General features: G+C 75.4%; 13 protein-coding genes. 6 read left to right on the top strand and 7 right to left on the bottom strand.

What is annotated here, in order from left to right:
* Window positions 1-22: 22 nt before the first annotated feature.
* Both ACGFX4_RS26830 and ACGFX4_RS26825 read left to right on the top strand, forming a co-directional pair.
* Complete coding sequence (locus tag ACGFX4_RS26830) at window positions 23-286, top strand: DNA-binding response regulator (RefSeq protein ID WP_345696228.1); 264 nt, start codon at window positions 23-25, stop codon at window positions 284-286.
* A complete protein-coding gene (locus ACGFX4_RS26825) occupies window positions 286-1,287 on the top strand; it encodes an acetylxylan esterase (RefSeq protein ID WP_393079292.1) in 1,002 nt (333 codons plus the stop codon). The genes ACGFX4_RS26830 and ACGFX4_RS26825 overlap by 1 nt, the downstream gene beginning before the upstream one ends.
* Here ACGFX4_RS26825 and ACGFX4_RS26820 read toward each other — a convergent pair.
* On the bottom strand, window positions 1,243-2,466 hold the full coding sequence (locus ACGFX4_RS26820) for a serine hydrolase domain-containing protein (RefSeq protein ID WP_393079289.1): 1,224 nt from the start codon (window positions 2,464-2,466) through the stop codon (window positions 1,243-1,245). The two genes, ACGFX4_RS26825 and ACGFX4_RS26820, sit on opposite strands and share 45 nt — an antisense overlap.
* Window positions 2,467-2,551: 85 nt before the next feature.
* On the opposite strand from ACGFX4_RS26820, the gene ACGFX4_RS26815 reads away from it, so the two are divergent.
* Window positions 2,552-3,064, top strand: coding sequence for an NUDIX hydrolase (locus ACGFX4_RS26815; RefSeq protein ID WP_393079285.1), 513 nt, complete (start codon window positions 2,552-2,554; stop codon window positions 3,062-3,064).
* On the opposite strand, the gene ACGFX4_RS26810 is transcribed toward ACGFX4_RS26815, so the two are convergent.
* Both ACGFX4_RS26810 and ACGFX4_RS26805 read right to left on the bottom strand, forming a co-directional pair.
* On the bottom strand, window positions 3,040-3,714 hold the full coding sequence (locus tag ACGFX4_RS26810) for a cytochrome b/b6 domain-containing protein (RefSeq protein ID WP_393079282.1): 675 nt from the start codon (window positions 3,712-3,714) through the stop codon (window positions 3,040-3,042). The two genes, ACGFX4_RS26815 and ACGFX4_RS26810, sit on opposite strands and share 25 nt — an antisense overlap.
* Window positions 3,656-4,309, bottom strand: coding sequence for a molybdopterin-dependent oxidoreductase (locus ACGFX4_RS26805; RefSeq protein ID WP_393079392.1), 654 nt, complete (start codon window positions 4,307-4,309; stop codon window positions 3,656-3,658). Before ACGFX4_RS26805 ends, ACGFX4_RS26810 begins: the two co-directional genes overlap by 59 nt.
* A gap of 385 nt (window positions 4,310-4,694) precedes the next feature.
* Between ACGFX4_RS26805 and ACGFX4_RS26800 the strand changes: the two genes are divergently transcribed.
* The 3 genes from ACGFX4_RS26800 to ACGFX4_RS26790 all read left to right on the top strand — a co-directional run bounded on the left by ACGFX4_RS26800 (window position 4,695) and on the right by ACGFX4_RS26790 (window position 10,503).
* Window positions 4,695-5,480 carry a TetR/AcrR family transcriptional regulator gene (locus ACGFX4_RS26800; protein ID WP_393079279.1) on the top strand — a complete coding sequence of 262 codons (786 nt, stop codon included), beginning with the start codon at window positions 4,695-4,697 and terminating at the stop codon, window positions 5,478-5,480.
* 107 nt (window positions 5,481-5,587) lie between these two features.
* Entirely contained in the window at window positions 5,588-7,924 is a 2,337-nt protein-coding gene (locus ACGFX4_RS26795; protein ID WP_393079276.1) for a hypothetical protein, read from the top strand.
* Between the two features lie 326 nt (window positions 7,925-8,250).
* Window positions 8,251-10,503, top strand: a complete 2,253-nt coding sequence (locus ACGFX4_RS26790; protein ID WP_393079273.1) for a glycosyl hydrolase family 18 protein — start codon at window positions 8,251-8,253, stop codon at window positions 10,501-10,503.
* A 9-nt stretch (window positions 10,504-10,512) separates the two neighbouring features.
* Here ACGFX4_RS26790 and ACGFX4_RS26785 read toward each other — a convergent pair whose 3' ends face one another.
* The 4 genes from ACGFX4_RS26785 to ACGFX4_RS26770 form a co-directional block, all read right to left on the bottom strand.
* Window positions 10,513-11,199 carry a spermidine synthase gene (locus ACGFX4_RS26785; RefSeq protein WP_393079270.1) on the bottom strand — a complete coding sequence of 229 codons (687 nt, stop codon included), beginning with the start codon at window positions 11,197-11,199 and terminating at the stop codon, window positions 10,513-10,515.
* 69 nt (window positions 11,200-11,268) lie between these two features.
* Window positions 11,269-11,520, bottom strand: coding sequence for a LapA family protein (locus ACGFX4_RS26780; protein ID WP_393079267.1), 252 nt, complete (start codon window positions 11,518-11,520; stop codon window positions 11,269-11,271).
* 105 nt (window positions 11,521-11,625) lie between these two features.
* The gene (locus ACGFX4_RS26775; RefSeq protein WP_393079264.1) at window positions 11,626-13,398 is read right to left on the bottom strand and encodes an ABC transporter ATP-binding protein; all 1,773 of its coding nucleotides are present in this window, start codon (window positions 13,396-13,398) and stop codon (window positions 11,626-11,628) included.
* Entirely contained in the window at window positions 13,395-15,161 is a 1,767-nt protein-coding gene (locus ACGFX4_RS26770; RefSeq protein ID WP_393079261.1) for an ABC transporter transmembrane domain-containing protein, read from the bottom strand. The genes ACGFX4_RS26775 and ACGFX4_RS26770 overlap by 4 nt, the downstream gene beginning before the upstream one ends.
* Window positions 15,162-15,244 lie beyond the last annotated feature (83 nt).

Below are 15,244 nucleotides of genomic sequence, written 5' to 3'. Positions count from 1 at the left end.
ACCCCCACCGAGGAGGCTCCCCGTGCAGACCCCGACCCCCGCCCGGCCGCAGTCCCCCGCACTGCCCGTGCCGCAGCCCCGGCGGCCCGCCGCCGGACTGCTCGCGCCCGAGGAGCACCAGCTCCTGCTGCTGCTCACCGAAGGCCTCCCGCTGGACGCCATCGCCCGCCGGCTCTCCACCTCCAGCCGGACGCTGCGCCGGCGGATCCGGGTGCTGTGCGACCGGATCGGCGTCCGTACCCCGCTGCAGGCGGCGGTCTGGGCGGCGCGGCGCGGGCTGATCTGATGCCGCTCACCGACCTGCCGCTGGAGCAGTTGCTGGCGTACCGTCCGGAGGTCGACGCGCCCGCCGACCTGGACGCCTTCTGGGCCGGGACGCTGGCCGCCGCCCGCGCGGCCGGCGGCTCGGCGCGGCTGCTGCCGGTCGAGGGCTCGCCGCTGACCGGCGTCGACGTGTGGGACGTCCGCTTCCCCGGCTGGCGCGGCGAGCCGGTCGCCGGGTGGCTGCTCGCGCCGCGCGGCGCCCCGGGGCCGCTGCCGGTGGTGGTCGAGTACCTCGGCTACAGCCAGGGCCGGGGGCTGCCGCTGGAGCACCTGCTGTACCCGGCGGCCGGCTGGGCGGTGTTCGTGATGGACAGCCGCGGGCAGGGCCACGAGACGCCGGACGCGCACGAGGGTCCGGCCGCGCAGTGGGTCGGCGGTTTCATGACCAAGGGCGTGGACGCGCCGCAGCACCACTACTACCGGCGGCTGTACGCCGACGCGGTGCGGGCGGTGGACTTCGTCCGCGGCCTGGACGGCCTGGTCGACCCCGGGCGGGTGGTGGTCGCCGGCAACAGCCAGGGCGGCGGCGTCGCGCTGGCCGTCGCGGCGCTGGCGGACGGGTTGGTGGCGGGGGCGATGGTCAACGTGCCGTTCCTGCAGCACTTCCGCCGCTCGGTGGAGATCGCCGGGGACGGACCGTACCCGGAGGTCGCCGAGTACCTGCGGTTCCACACCCCGGGCGCGGTGGAGCGGACCTTCCGGACGCTCTCGTACTTCGACGGCGTCAACCTGGCGGCGCGGGCGGGCGCCCCGGCGCTGTTCTCCGTCGCGCTGATGGACCCGGTGTGCCCGCCGTCCACGGTGTACGCCGCCTACCACCGCTACGCCGGCCCGAAGGAGATGGCGGTCTGGCCCTTCGCCGACCACGCGGGCGGCCGGGCCGCGCAGCTGGACCGCCAGCTGCGCTGGCTCGCCCGGCTAACCGGTCACGCAGGCGCGGACGGCGTTGATCAGCGTCCGTGAGCGGATGTCACCGGTCACGCCCGGCATCATGCCGTTGGTGACGTAGCCGAAGCCGATGCCCAGCTCCGGGTCGGCGAAGCCGAGGGAGCCGCCGCGGCCGGGGTGGCCGAAGCTGGCCGGCGAGGCCATCGGGGCGGTCGGGCCGTGGCGGAAGAAGCCGTGGCCGAAGGTGGTGTTGACGATCAGGATGCGGTCGGGCCCGTGCACCGCGGGGCCCATCGCCTCCGCCAGGATGTCCGCGCCGAACACGGCGGGCAGCCGCTCGCCGGGGGCGCCGCCGTGCCGGTCGGCGGCGCCGATCAGCGCGGCGTAGAACCGGGCCACCGAGCGCGCCGTGCCGATGCCGCCGGCGCCGGGCACCTCGACGGCCTGGACCGCCGGGTCGTTCAGGTCCACGCTGGTCCGCACCGCCGTGAAGGCCCGCGCGGTGAGCGACATCGGGTCCCGGTAGGCGTCGACCACCGACTGCTTCGGGCGGACCTTCATGCCGTTCGGCCCGACCTTGGCCGCCTCCGGCGCGGGCAGGTCGACCAGCCGTCCGACCCGGGCCGCGGCGCCGGCCGGCAGCCCGATCCACAGGTCCAGGCCGAGCGGGCGGGCCAGCTCCTCGGCGAAGTACTGGCCGATCGACCGGCCCGAGGCCCGCCGGACGACCTCACCGACCAGCCAGCCGAAGGTGAGCGGGTGGTAGCCGTGCGCGGTGCCGGGCTCCCACGCGGGGGCCTGGGCCGCGACGGCGGCCGCCGCGGGCTCCCAGGCGATCACGTCCTCGATCCGCAGCGGTACGTCGAGCACCGGCAGTCCGGCCTGGTGCGAGAGCAGCCAGCGGACCGGGATCCGGTCCTTGCCGTGCACCCGGAACTCCGGCCAGTAGTCGCCCACCGGCGCGTCCAGGTCGACCTTGCCCTGCTGGGCCAGGTGGAGCAGGGCGGCGGCGCTCAGGCCCTTGGTGACCGAGCGCAGCACCTGCGCGGTGTCGGCCGTCCAGGGGACGGCGGGCGCGGGCCGGGCGCCGACCTCCGGGCGGGCGTCGCCGCCCCACAGGTCGACCACCTTGCGGCCGTCGGCGTAGAGGGTGAAGGCGGCGCCGAGCTCGCCGTACTCGCGGAAGTTGCGTTCGAACGCCTCGCGGACCGGCTCGAACCCGCTCGCCGTCTCGCCCCAGATCTCCACCGTCACCGCTCGCCGCCCTCTCCGAACGCCCTGTCACCTGGAACGATAATCCGCCGCCCGGCTCGGGGCCGACTCGGTAGCGTGGTCGACCATGACGAACCCTGCCGAAGAACTGCTGGACGTGGTCGACGCCGAGGACCGGGTGATCGGCACCACCACCCGCCCGGTGGCCTACCGGGACGGCCTCACCCACCGCTGCGTGTTCATCCTGGTCCGCGACCCGAAGGGCCGGATCTTCACCCACCGCCGTTCGGCGCAGAAGCTGTTCGCGCCGAGCGCGTACGACTGCTTCGTCGGCGGGGTGGTCGCCTCCGGCGAGACGTACCCGCAGGCCGCCGTCCGGGAGGCCGAGGAGGAGCTCGGCGTGTCCGGGATCGAGCCGCGGCCGCTGTTCAAGTTCCTGTACTCCGACGGCGACCGGATGAGCTGGTTCTGCGACATGTACGAGGCGGTCTGGGACGGGCCGGTCTCCCCGCAGGTCGAGGAGGTGGACTGGCACGACTGGCTGACCGAGGAGGAGCTCGCCCAGCGGCTCACCGAGTGGGAGTTCGTGCCGGACGGCCTGGAGGCGTGGCGGCGCTACCGGGAGTTCCGGGCCTCCTGAGCCTCGGCGCCGTGGTCCCAGTCGGGGTGCTCGCGGGTGGCCCACAGCGGGTCGACGCTGCCCGTGCGCATCCCGCGCCGGGCCTCCGGGTCGCGGACCGCGAGGTACACGTGCCCGCCGACCGCGACCGCGATCGCCAGGGCCAGCCAGTCGTGGACGAAGGTCGAACCGGTCCGCCAGGCCAGCGGAGCCAGGTTGGTGAACCACATCAGCAGCCCGGTGCCGATCATCACCAGCACCGCGCCCGCGATCCACGCCGCGTACAGCTTCTGCCCGGCGTTGAACTTCCCCGCCGGGCGGCGCGGCGAGCGGTGGCGCACCGCCCGCAGCCACTCCCGGTCGCCCGGTGTGAAGCGGTTGAGCCGGACCAGGTCGGCGCGCAGCGCCCGCGAGGCCAGGCCGAGCAGCAGCGGGACGGGCAGCAGCAGCCCGCACCACTCGTGCACCACCGCGACCGGGCGGCGGCGGCCGACCAGCTGCGAGACCGGCGGGTAGTACAGCGCCAGCGCGGTGGCCAGGCAGACCAGCATCAGGCCGGCGGTGGCCCGGTGCACCCAGCGCTCGGCGCGGGCGAAGCGGGCGATCCGGCCGTCAGCCGGTCGGGGCGTCGTCGCGTCCGTTGGACCGGCCGACCCAGGCGTCGACGTCATAGCCGTAGTTCTCCCAGTAGCCGGATTGCACGGTCGGGGTGAGGGTGATGCCCGCCAGCCACTTGGCGGACTTGTAGAAGTACATCGGCGCCACGTACAGCCGGACCGGGCCGCCGTGCTGGTGGCCGACCGGTCGGTCCTCCATCCTCAGCGCGACCAGGACGTCGTCCCGGCGGGCCTGCTCCAGCGTGAGGCTCTCGCTGTAGCTGCCGTCGAAGCAGGTGAACCGCACCGCGGTCGCCTCCGGCCGCACCCCGGCGGCGTCCAGCAGCGTCGAGAGCCGCACGCCCTCGAACGGCACGCTCGGCACCCGCCAGCCGGTCACGCACTGCACGTCGTGGACGATCCGGGTCTGCTCCATCGCCTGCAGCGCGGCGAAGCTGTGCGACGCGGGGCGCTCGACCAGCCCGTCCACGGTCAGCGTGTAGTCCTCGGGGCGGCGTTCCGGGACGGAGTCGACCACCGAGTAGTAGCGGAACCCGCCGCCGCCCGGCAGCAGGTCGGCCAGCCCGGTCGGGTCCCGGCTGGTCACCTGCTCCACGGCACGCTGCAGGAACGGCCCGGCGGCCACCCCGGCCGCACCGAGCCCCAGCATCCCCAGCACCACGCGCCGTCCGACCGGCGCCCCGGCTCTCTCGTCCACACCTCTGATTCCAGCAGCCGACAGGTCCCCTGACCAGCCCCGGCGTCCGCGCGTCAGGATTCCGTAACCCCGGCCCACCGCCCTCGCGGCCCGCCCCGGGGAACCAGGCCCTCTCTTTCGGATCGCGTCGGATCAGCGGGCGTCGGTGGAGTGCGTGCATCGGCGGCGCCGAGGATGGGGGCACCTCCCGGCCGGAGGCTGGGGGAGAGTCCATGCGGTGGGGGCACCTCCCGGCCGAAGGCTGGGGGCCATCGGCGACCGACGAGAAGCCGGCGAGGTGCGTGCTCCGGCGGCGACCGCCCGGCATGATCCGAAAGAGAGGGCCTAGGGTTGGGGCATGGCTTCCCGTACGCCGTCGGCGGCGCCCAAGTCCGAGGAACAGCGCAGCGGTGCCGAACGGGCACCCCGGCGCCGGTTGAGCGTGGACGAGCGGCGCGAACAGCTGATCGCCGTCGCGCTGGAGCTGTTCAGCGCCCACCCGCCGGACGAGGTGTCGATCGACGACATCGCGGCCGCCGCCGGAGCCTCCCGACCGCTGGTGTACCACTACTTCCCCGGCAAGCAGGCGCTCTACGAGGAGTCGCTGCGCCGGGCCGGCAAGGAGCTGGCCGGCCGCTTCGAGGAGCCCGCCGACGGCCCGCTCTCCGAGCGGCTGTACCGGGTGATGGGCCGTTACCTCGAGTACGTGGAGAGCCACGCGGCCGGCTTCACCGCGCTGCTGCGCGGCGGCTCGGTGGTGTCCAGCCCGGGCGCGGACGCGGTGATCGACCAGGTCCGGCGGGCGGCCGGCGAGCAGATCCTGCTGCACCTGGCGGTGCCGGACCCGAGCCCGGCGCTGCGCCGGACCGTCCGGGCATGGATCGCCAACGCGGAGATCTCCTCGCTGGACTGGCTGGGCGAACGCGCCGTCCCGCGCGAGGAGCTGCAGTTGCAGCTGGTGCAGGAGCTGGTGGTCTCGCTCGCCGTCACCGCCGCCCGCGAGCCGGCGCTGGCCGCGCACCTCGCCGAGTACTGGGCGACCGAGACCCCCGAGGGCCCGACCGGTCGGCTGTTGCACGACTTCACCGCGCTGCTCGCCACCCCCGGCCTGGGCGACACCCTGCTCCGGCTGGCCACCGGCTGAGCCGGGCTCCGACCACCGGCCGGTGACCGCCAGGTGCCGGTCCGTCAGCACGTTCTGATAGAAAGTGGCTGGACAGTCCACACCGAGAGCGAGGGGGGCTCGGCGCCATGACTCAGGACGGCTTCGCCGCTGCCGAACGGATCGCGGCCACGCTGGACGCGGTCGGGGCCGCACTGGTCGGCGAGCGGGCGACGCACTATTCCGCCGCCACCCTGGCCGGTTTCCGGCGCACGGCCCACCGCTCCGCCGACGCCCTGTTCGGGCTGCGGATCAGCCCCGGCGGCCCCGGTCTGCTGACTGTGCACGGCCTCGGGCAGGTCGTCGAGACGGGATCGCGGCGCGGCCGCCAGGCCGGCGCGGGCGCCGAGGCGGTCGCCGCGCTGCGCGGCAAGCTCGGCGCGGGCCCGGTGCTCGGCGCCGGCGACGGGGCGTCCGCCGCCGCGTTCCAGCTGCCGGTGGCACCCGAGCCGGCCGATGCCAAGCTCCGCCCCGCCTTCGCCCCGGCGCTCGCCGCGCTCGCCTCGCCGCGGGCCACCGCCGCCCCCGACGAGCTGTCGACCGGCTCCGGCGTCGAGGCCCGGCTGGTCGTGCCCTCGGTGTTTCACCCGCTCTCGGTGCGCGGCGCGGGCACCGCGCTGGCCGCCCATCTCACCGAGGTGGCCGAGGAGTTGTTCGCCGGGGCCCGCCCCGCCCGGCGCGATTGGGCGCTGGTCGCCGCCGCCCTCGCCGACGAGTTCGCCGCCGCGGACGTGCAGTACGCGGGCCTGTCCGCGCTCACCGTGGACGGGCAGCGCTCGCGCGCCTCCCTGGTGGTGTCGCTGGCCCGCCACCCGCTGCCGGTGCAGGAGCTGGCGGTCGCGCTGTCGACCGAGCGGCCGCACGCCGAGGTGTGGACCGTCCTGCTGCCCGCCGGTCCGGCGGCGCTGCTGGTGGAGGCGCGCACCGCGCCGGTGCCGGCCGCGCTCACGGCGGACGGCCAGCGCGGCTGGGTGGTCAGCTCGGTCGTGGAGGCGTTCCTCCCGCTGCCGGACGGCTCGACGGTGCTGACCGTGCAGCTGTCCACCCCGCAGGCCGAGCACTGGGAGCTGTACACGGAGGCCTTCGCCGAGCTGCTGCAGTCGGTCCAGCTCGGCTGGGACGGCGTGGTCACCGCTCCGCCCGCCGCCGCTCCCGCCGCGGTGCCGGCGGCCGCCCCCGCCACGACCGCCGCACCCACCCCGCCGCCGAGCGCGCCCGCCGTGCCCGCCACCCCGCCGCCGGCCGCGCCGACCCCGGTGCCCGTCGCCGCGGAGCCTGTCGTCCCGCAGGCCGTGCCGGCTCCCGTACCCGCCGCCGCGGAGCCCGTCGCCGCGCAGGTCGCGCCGCCCGCCCCGCCGGTGGACGCCGCCCCGCCCGCGACGCAGCTCGCGTCCACCGACGCCACCCTGCCCGCGCAGGCGGCGGCGCCGCTGGAGGAGCAGGACCCGGCCCGGCGCGGCACCCCGGTCGCCATCCCGCCCGCCGACTTCGACCCCTTCGCCCCGCAGCCGCCCGCGGCCGCCATCGCCGCTCCGGCCGCTCCCGCGGCCGCACCCGCCGACCCGTTCGGTGCCCTCCCCCCGCAGGCGCCCGCGCCCGCCGCCGAGCAGGACCCGGCCCGGCGCGGCACTCCCGTCGCGATCCCGCCGGCCGACTTCGACCCCTTCGCCCCGCAGGCACCCGCGGCCACCACCGCCGCTCCGGCCGCTCCCGCGGAGCAGGACCCGGCCCGGCGCGGCACCCCGGTCGCCATCCCGCCCGCCGACTTCGACCCCTTCGCCCCGCAGCCGCCCGCGGCAGCGGCACCGGCGGACGGGACGCCGAAGACCAAGGGCACCCCGGTCAACATCCCGCCGCCGGACTTCGACCCGTTCGCCCCGCAGGCGCCGTCGGCCCCCGCCGCGGCCCCGGCCGCCGGCAAGGGCACCCCGGTCAACATCCCGCCGCCGGACTTCGACCCGTTCGCCAACCTCTCGGCCGCGCCGTCCACCCCCGCGCCGGTCGCTGCACCGGCGCCGGTCGCCGCGGCCCCCGCGCCCGCCCCCGTCGCCGACCCGTTCGGCACCGTGGTCGGTCCGGCGGACCCGTTCGGCACCGTCACCAACCCGCAGCCGGCGGCACCCGCACCGGTCGCCCCGCCGATGCCGACCGCCCCGCCGACCGTGGGCACCCCGGCGGCCGGCCCCGGCAAGGGCACCCCGGTCAACATCCCGCCGGCCGACTTCGACCCCTTCGCCCCGCAGGCACCCGCGGCCACCACCGCCGCTCCGGCCGGGGACGAGGCGCCGAAGACCAAGGGCACCCCGGTCAACATCCCGCCGCCGGACTTCGACCCGTTCGCCAACCTCTCGGCCGCGCCCGCGGCCCCGGCCGCTCCGGCCCAGCCCGCCGCCCCGGAGCCCCCGGCCAACAACCCGTTCGGCTGACCCGGCCGCACAGCAAGCACCCCGAGACCCCCGCCGCCACGGGCCCAGCCCCGGCGCGGGGGTCTCGGCGTCCCTCCGTCCGTCCGGCCGCGCCCGACGCACTGTCAGGTCCACGCTCCGCCAGTTGGTCCAGACCTATTGCCAGTCGAGTACGCGGTCCCTACCCTCCAATGCACAGGACCTCCGCGGCAACCCGACGGCCCGAGGCACCCTCCGCTCCGCGCTGCCCCAACTGCCCGGAGTGCGCACGCCCTTGCACCTGGCACCTCCCCCACAGGTAGTGGAGCCGCACCGTGAGGGCGCGCTCCCGGACAGGAGCTCAACACATGCGCAGACGTCGGCACCGCCTCTCCCTCCTCGCCGTCGGGAGCCTGCTCGTCCCGCTCATCGCGGTCGTCCTGCCCGCCACCGCCGCACACGCGGCGGAACCGACCGCCACCTTCACCAAGGACCAGGACTGGGGCACCGGGTACGGCGGCAGCTACACCGTCAACAACGCCTCCTCGGCCGCGCTGAACAACTGGGTGCTGGAGTTCGACCTCCCGACCGGCAACAGCGTCGCCTCGCTCTGGAACGCGACCTACACCGCGGCGTCCTCGCACGTCACGGTGAAGCCGCCGAGCTGGCAGACCTCGATCCCGGCCGGCGGCTCGTACAACTTCGGCTTCAACATCGCCTACTCGGGCGCGTACACGCCGCTGAAGAACTGCAAGCTGAACGGCAAGCCGTGCGACGGCGCCGGCTCGGACACCCAGGCACCGACCGTGCCGGGCAACCTGCAGGCCTCGCTGGTGGGCGCCAACGGCGCCTCGCTGACCTGGACGGCCTCCACCGACAACGTCGCGGTGGCCGGCTACGACGTGTACGACGGCGCGACCAAGGTGGGCAGCTCGGCGACCAACTCGCTGTCGCTGACCGGGCTCGCGGTGGGCACCCACACCTTCACGGTGGTGGCGTACGACTCCTCGTCCAACCGTTCCGCGGCCTCCAACGGCGCCCAGCTGACCGTGCCGCAGCCGCCGGTCGACAACCAGCCGCCGACCGTCCCGGGGACGCCGTCGGTGACCGGCACCAGCTCCAGCTCGATCTCGCTGAGCTGGACGGCCTCCACCGACAACGTCGGCGTGGTGGCGTACGACGTGTACAACGGCTCGACCATCGCCAAGACGGTGACCACCAACGCCGCGACGGTGGACGGCCTGGCCGCCGACACCTCGTACACCTTCACCGTGAAGGCGCGGGACGCGGCCGGCAACACCTCGGGCGCCTCCGGCCCGGTGACCGGGAAGACCCAGAAGGGCGGCACCACGCCCGGGACGACCATCGGGTACTTCACCCAGTGGTCGATCTACGCGCGCGGCTACAGCGTGAAGAAGCTGGACACCTCGGGCAGCGCGGCGAAGCTGAACTACCTCAACTACGCCTTCGCCAACATCCACCCGACCACCAAGCAGTGCTTCATCACCAACAAGGCGGCGGGCAACGACTCCGACCCGAACGCCGGTGACGGCGCCGGTGACGCCTGGGCCGACTTCGGCAAGGGCTGGGACGCGGGCAACTCGGTGGCCGGCACCACGGACACCTGGGACCAGCCGCTGGCGGGCAACTTCAACCAGCTGAAGCAGCTCAAGGCCAAGTACCCCAACCTCAAGATCCAGATCTCGATCGGCGGCTGGTCGTACAGCAAGTGGTTCTCCGACGCGGCCGCCACCGACGCCTCCCGCAAGGCGCTGGTGAGCTCCTGCATCGACATGTACATCAAGGGCAACCTGCCGGTGATCGACGGCCGCGGTGGCGCGGGCTCGGCCGCGGGCATCTTCGACGGCATCGACCTCGACTGGGAGTGGCCGAACTCCGACGGGCACCTGGGCAACGTCTTCAAGCCCGCCGACAAGGCCAACTACACCCTGCTGGCCCAGGAGTTCCGCCGCCAGCTGGACGCGCTGGGCGCCACCACCGGCAAGCACTACACGCTGAGCGCCTTCCTGCCGGCCGACCCGGCGAAGGTCTCCGCGGGCATCGACATCCCGGGCCTGTTCGGGGCGTTCGACTTCGCCACCATCCAGGGCTACGACTACCACGGCGCCTGGGAGACCACCACCAACCAGCAGTCCGCGATCAAGCTGGCCGCCGGTGACCCGAGCACGCCCGACCGGCAGTTCAGCTCGGAGATCGCGATCAACGCCTACCTGCAGGGCGGTGCGCCCAAGTCCAAGCTGACCCTGGGCGTCCCGTTCTACGGCCGTGGCTGGACGGGCGTGCCGCGCGGCACCACCAACGGGCTGTTCCAGACCTCGACCGGCCCGGCCCCGGGCACCTACGAGAACGGGTACGAGGACTACCACAAGCTCAAGGACATGGCGGCGAGCGGTGGTTACACCATCTACCGCGACCCGGCCTCCGGCCACGCGTACATCTACAACGGCACGGTGCTGTACACCTACGACGACCCGACCGAGATCGCCCGCAAGGCCGCCTGGATCAAGTCCCAGGGGCTGGCCGGCGCGATGATCTGGTCGTTCGACGGTGACACCGCCAACGGCGAGTTGATGACCGCGCTGTCCAACGGCCTGAAGTAGCAGGGTGGTTCAGGCGCGGCGTGCCAGGTGGACGACATCCGGCACGCCGCGCTCGACCGTCACCTGCAGGGTGTGCACCTCGGCGAAGCCGGCGTCCCGCAGCGCCTGCTCGAAGGCGGCGGAGGGCTGGGCGCTCCACACCGCGAGCACCCCGCCGGGGTTGAGCCGCCGGTGGGCGGCGGCCAGCCCGGCCGGGCCGTACAGGCCGGCGTTGGCGTCGCTGACGGTCCAGTCCGGGCCGTTGTCGATGTCGAGGCAGAGCGCGTCGTAGCCGGGTCCGTCGGCGGCCAGGTGGGCGACCAGGTCGGCGTGGACCACCGTGACCCGCGGGTCGTCCAGCGCCCCGGCGGAGAACGCGGCCAGCGGCCCGGCGCGGTGCCAGTCGACGATCGCGCCCTCCCGCTCGACCACCGCGATCCGCTCCCAGCGCGGCTCGGCGGCGGCGTGGGCCAGCGAGAAGCCGACGCCCAGGCCGCCGATCAGCACCGACCGGCCGGCCCCCGGCAGCAGGTCGAGCGCGGCCCGGACCAGCAGCCGCTCGGAGCGGCCGTCGGCGGTGTCCATCAGGAAGCAGCCGTTGGCGATGATCTCGTAGTGCCCACCGCGCCGGCGCAGCACCACCTCGCCGTACGGCCCCTCGCGCCGGTCGACGGTGACGGGCGGCTCCAGGCCCTCCCGGGTCGGCAGCACGGACATCCTCGGCCCCCTCCGGTGCGGTCGATCACGAACGGTCCGACTCTACCCGCCGGGGAGCCGCCGCCGCGGTCATCTCTGCTGACGGCCTTTCAGCAGCCAGCCCAGCGCGGTGCCGGCCAGCAGGGTGGCCAGCAGGGCGATCCACAGCGGGCAGGTCACCGTGAACACCCAGAACTGGATCTGCACCCTGTCGAGGTTGGCGAACAGGAACCAGACCGCCAGCACCACGATCACGCCGATCGCGATGTACCGGGTCGGAACGCCCGCGATCTCGCCGCGCTGCCGGGAACCGCCTGAGGAACCACCGGATGTCTTGGTCACAGCGGCAGTCTGCGCCCGCCCGCCGCCGCGGACCGGCGCGCCGCCCGGGACTCGCCCGAGCGGCGCAAGGCCATTCACCCCTGCGGGGAGCCGGGTGACCCGGGGTCAGCGCTCGTCCCGCCAGGACCGCCACAGCGCGGCGTACGGGCCGCCCGCCGCGACCAGGGCCGGGTGCGGGCCGTACTCGCTGATCCGGCCCTCCTCCACCACCGCGATCACGTCGGCGTCGTGCGCGGTGTGCAGGCGGTGCGCGATCGCCACCACCGTGCGGCCCTCCAGCACCCGGGAGAGCGAACGCTCCAGGTGCCGGGCGGCCCGCGGGTCCAGCAGCGAGGTCGCCTCGTCCAGCACCAGGGTGTGCGGGTCCGCCAGCACCAGCCGGGCCAGCGCCAGCTGCTGCGCCTGCGAGGGCGTCAGCACCGCGCCGCCGGAGCCCACCTCGGTGTCCAGCCCCTCCGGCAGGGCCTCGGCCCAGTCCGCGGCGTCCACTGCGGCCAGTGCCTCGCGCAGCTCGGTGTCGTCCGCGTCCGCCCGGGCCAGGCGCAGGTTGTCGCGCAGGGTGCCGACGAAGACGTGGTGCTCCTGGTTGACCAGCGCGACCTCGGCGCGGATCCGCTCGGCGGGCATCCGGGCCAGCGGCACCCCGCCCAGGGTGACCCGGCCGCGGCCCGGCGCGTAGATGCCGGCCAGCAGCCGGCCCAGCGTCGACTTGCCCGCGCCGGAGGGCCCGACCAGCGCGATCCGGCTGCCCGGCGCCACGTCCAGGGTGATCCCGTGCAGCACGTCCGCGCCCTCCCGGTAGCCGAACCGCACCTCGCGCGCCTCGACCCGGCGGCCGTCCGGGCGCAGCGCCGCGTCGGTGTCCGGGTCCGCGACCTCGCGCACCCCGACCAGCCGGGCCAGCGACGCCTGGCCGGTCTGCAGCTCCTCGTACCAGCGCAGGATCATCCCGACCGGGTGCACCAGCGCCTGCGCGTACAGCACCCCGGCGGTCAGCCGGCCCGCGTCCAGCCAGCCCTGCATCGCGAACAGCCCGCCGATCACCAGGGTCGAGATCACCGCGATCGCGTAGGTGCCGTCCACCGTGGGGAACCAGACCGTGCGCAGCCACAGCGTGTACCGCTCCCAGTCCACCCACGCGTGGATCTTGCGGTCCGTCAGCCGGATCCGCTCCGGTCCGAGCCGCAGCGCCTCCACCGTGCGGCCGGCGTCGACCGTCTCGGCGAGTACCGTGTTCACCGCCGCGTACCCGGCCGACTCGGCGCGGTACGCCTGCGGGGCGCGGCGGAAGTACCAGCGCGAGCCGACCAGCAGCGTGGGCAGGCCCAGCATGGCGGCCGCCGCCAGCAGCGGCGAGGTCACCACCAGCGCGCCCAGCACCAGCACCACCGACACCACCGCGACCGCCAGCTCCGGCACCGCGTCGCGGACCGAGCGGGCCAGCCGGTCGACGTCGGTGGTGCCGCGGGAGACCAGGTCGCCGGTGCCGGCGCGCTCCAGCACGCCGGGTGGCAGCGCGACCGAGCGGGTCAGGAAGTCCTCCCGCAGGTCGGCCAGCACCGCCTCGCCCAGCACGCTGCCGCGCAGCGCCGACAGCCCGCCGAACACCGCCGCGACCGCCAGCGACCCCAGGTACCAGGCGACCGCGCCCAGGATCCGCTCCTCGGCCGTCCCCGCCGACAGCGACTCCACCAGTGCGCCGAGCACCGCCGGGCCGACCAGCCCTGCGACGGTGGCCCCCGTGTGCAGCCCCACCACCCCGGCCAGCCCCCACCGGTGCCGGCGCACCAGCACCCGCGCGTACGCCCGTACCGTCGCCCCCGACGCCACCGGCAGCATCGTCGCGGGCCCCTGCTCGGCCACCTGCGGTGCCTTCATCGCTCCTCCTCGGCCCCGGGCGGGGCGTCGTCTTCCCTGGTCACGACGGCGCGGTAGCGGGGCTCCCCCGCCAGCAGCGTGCGATGCGTCCCGGTCGCCACGACCCTGCCGTCCTGCAGCAGGTGGACCGCGTCCGCCTGGTCCAGCAGCAGCGGGCTGGTCGCCAGGACCACCGTGGTCCGCTCCTCGCGGAGCTTGCGCAGGCCCGCCGCGATCCGTGCCTCGGTGTGCGCGTCGACCGCGCTGGTCGGCTCGTCCAGCACCAGTACCGGCGGGTCCGCCACCAGCGACCGGGCCAGCGCCAGCCGCTGGCGCTGGCCGCCGGAGAGCGAGCGCCCGCGCTCGGTGATCCGGGCCCGCATCGGCTCGCCCCCGCACTCGGGCGAGCCGTCCACCAGCGCGTCCAGCACGTCCTCCGCCCGGGCCGCCGCCAGCGCGTCCGCCACGGCGACCCGGCCCGAACTCGGCACGTCCAGCAGATCCGCGAGCGTCCCGGAGAGCAGCACCGGCTCCTTGTCGTGCACCATCACCGCCGCCCGCACCTCGCCCGCGGCCACCGCGTCGAACGGCACCCCGCCCAGCCGGGCACTGGGCGTGCCGTCCCCCGCTTCCCCGCCGAGCCGGGCCGCCAGCTCGCCCGCGACGTCGGGGTCGCCGCACACCACCGCGGTCAGCCGCCCGGCCCGCGCGGTCAGCCCGCTCGCCGGGTCGTGCAGGTCGGAGCGGTCGGCGGCGGGCAGCACGGCGGTGGTCTCCCGCCGCCCCGCGGCGCCGGCCGACAGCACCCGGACCGCCCGCTCCGCGGAGACCCGGGCCACGCTCCAGGCGTGCGCGGCCTCGCCCAGGATCCGCAGCGGCGCCGCCAGGAAGGCCGTCGCGCCGTACACGGCGACCAGCTCGCCGACGCCGATCCGCCCGCGCGCCGCCAGCTCCGCCCCGTACCAGGTCACGCCGACCACGAACAGCCCGGGCAGCAGCAGCTCCTGGGCCCGGATCAGCGCGTTGATCCGGGCGGTCCGCACCGCGGCCGCCCGGACCCGCTGGGAGGCCTCCCGGTACCGGCGCAGGAAGAGCTCCTCCCCGCCGATGCCGCGCAGCACCCGCAGCCCGGCCACGGTGTCGGCGGCCAGCGCGGTGGCCTTGCCGCCGAGCGCGCGCTGCGCGGTGTACCGCCGTTCGTACGGGCCGAGCAGGGGCAGCACCGCCGCCGAGAGCACCGGGACGCCCAGCAGCACGATCAGCCCCAGCAGCGGCCGCCGGAGCAGGACCACGCCGCTGACGCCCAGCCAGACCAGCACGGCGGCGCGCACCCGGGCGGTCAGCTCGACGTACCAGCCGATCTTCTCGACGTCGCCGCTGGAGACGGCGACCACCTCGCCGGTGGCGATCCGCCGGGAGAGCCCGGCACCGAGGTGGGAGGCCTGCCGGGCGACCAGCTGGCGGACGGTGGAGGCCGCGCGGATCCAGTTCCACACCGCCCGGCGGTGCAGCAGCACGGTGGCGCCGGACTGGCCGGCGGAGAGCGCCAACGCCAGCAGCGCGGCGTGCCACAGCGCGCCACGGTCGTGGTCGACGACGGCCTGGATGCCGCGGCCGAGCGCCACCGGGAGGGCGGCGAGGCAGCTCATCTCCGCCACGCCCCAGAGCGTGGCGAGGTGCTGGCCGGCGCGCTGCTCGCGCCGCAGCCAGCGGAGGAATCCGGTCGGGGAGGACAGGTCGGGGCGGCCGGGGTCGGCGAGCGGAAGCGTTTCGAGCTGGTCCATGGTGCGAGGAGGTTCCCGACCGCGATGTGACGCACGCAACAGGTTTTCCGCCGGGGTGGCCATTTCAGGCCTCCGTCCCCAGC

This window comes from Kitasatospora sp. NPDC048365, assembly GCF_043200835.1.
Lineage (GTDB): Bacteria > Actinomycetota > Actinomycetes > Streptomycetales > Streptomycetaceae > Kitasatospora > Kitasatospora terrestris.
This window is presented reverse-complemented; position numbering and strand designations above follow the sequence as displayed.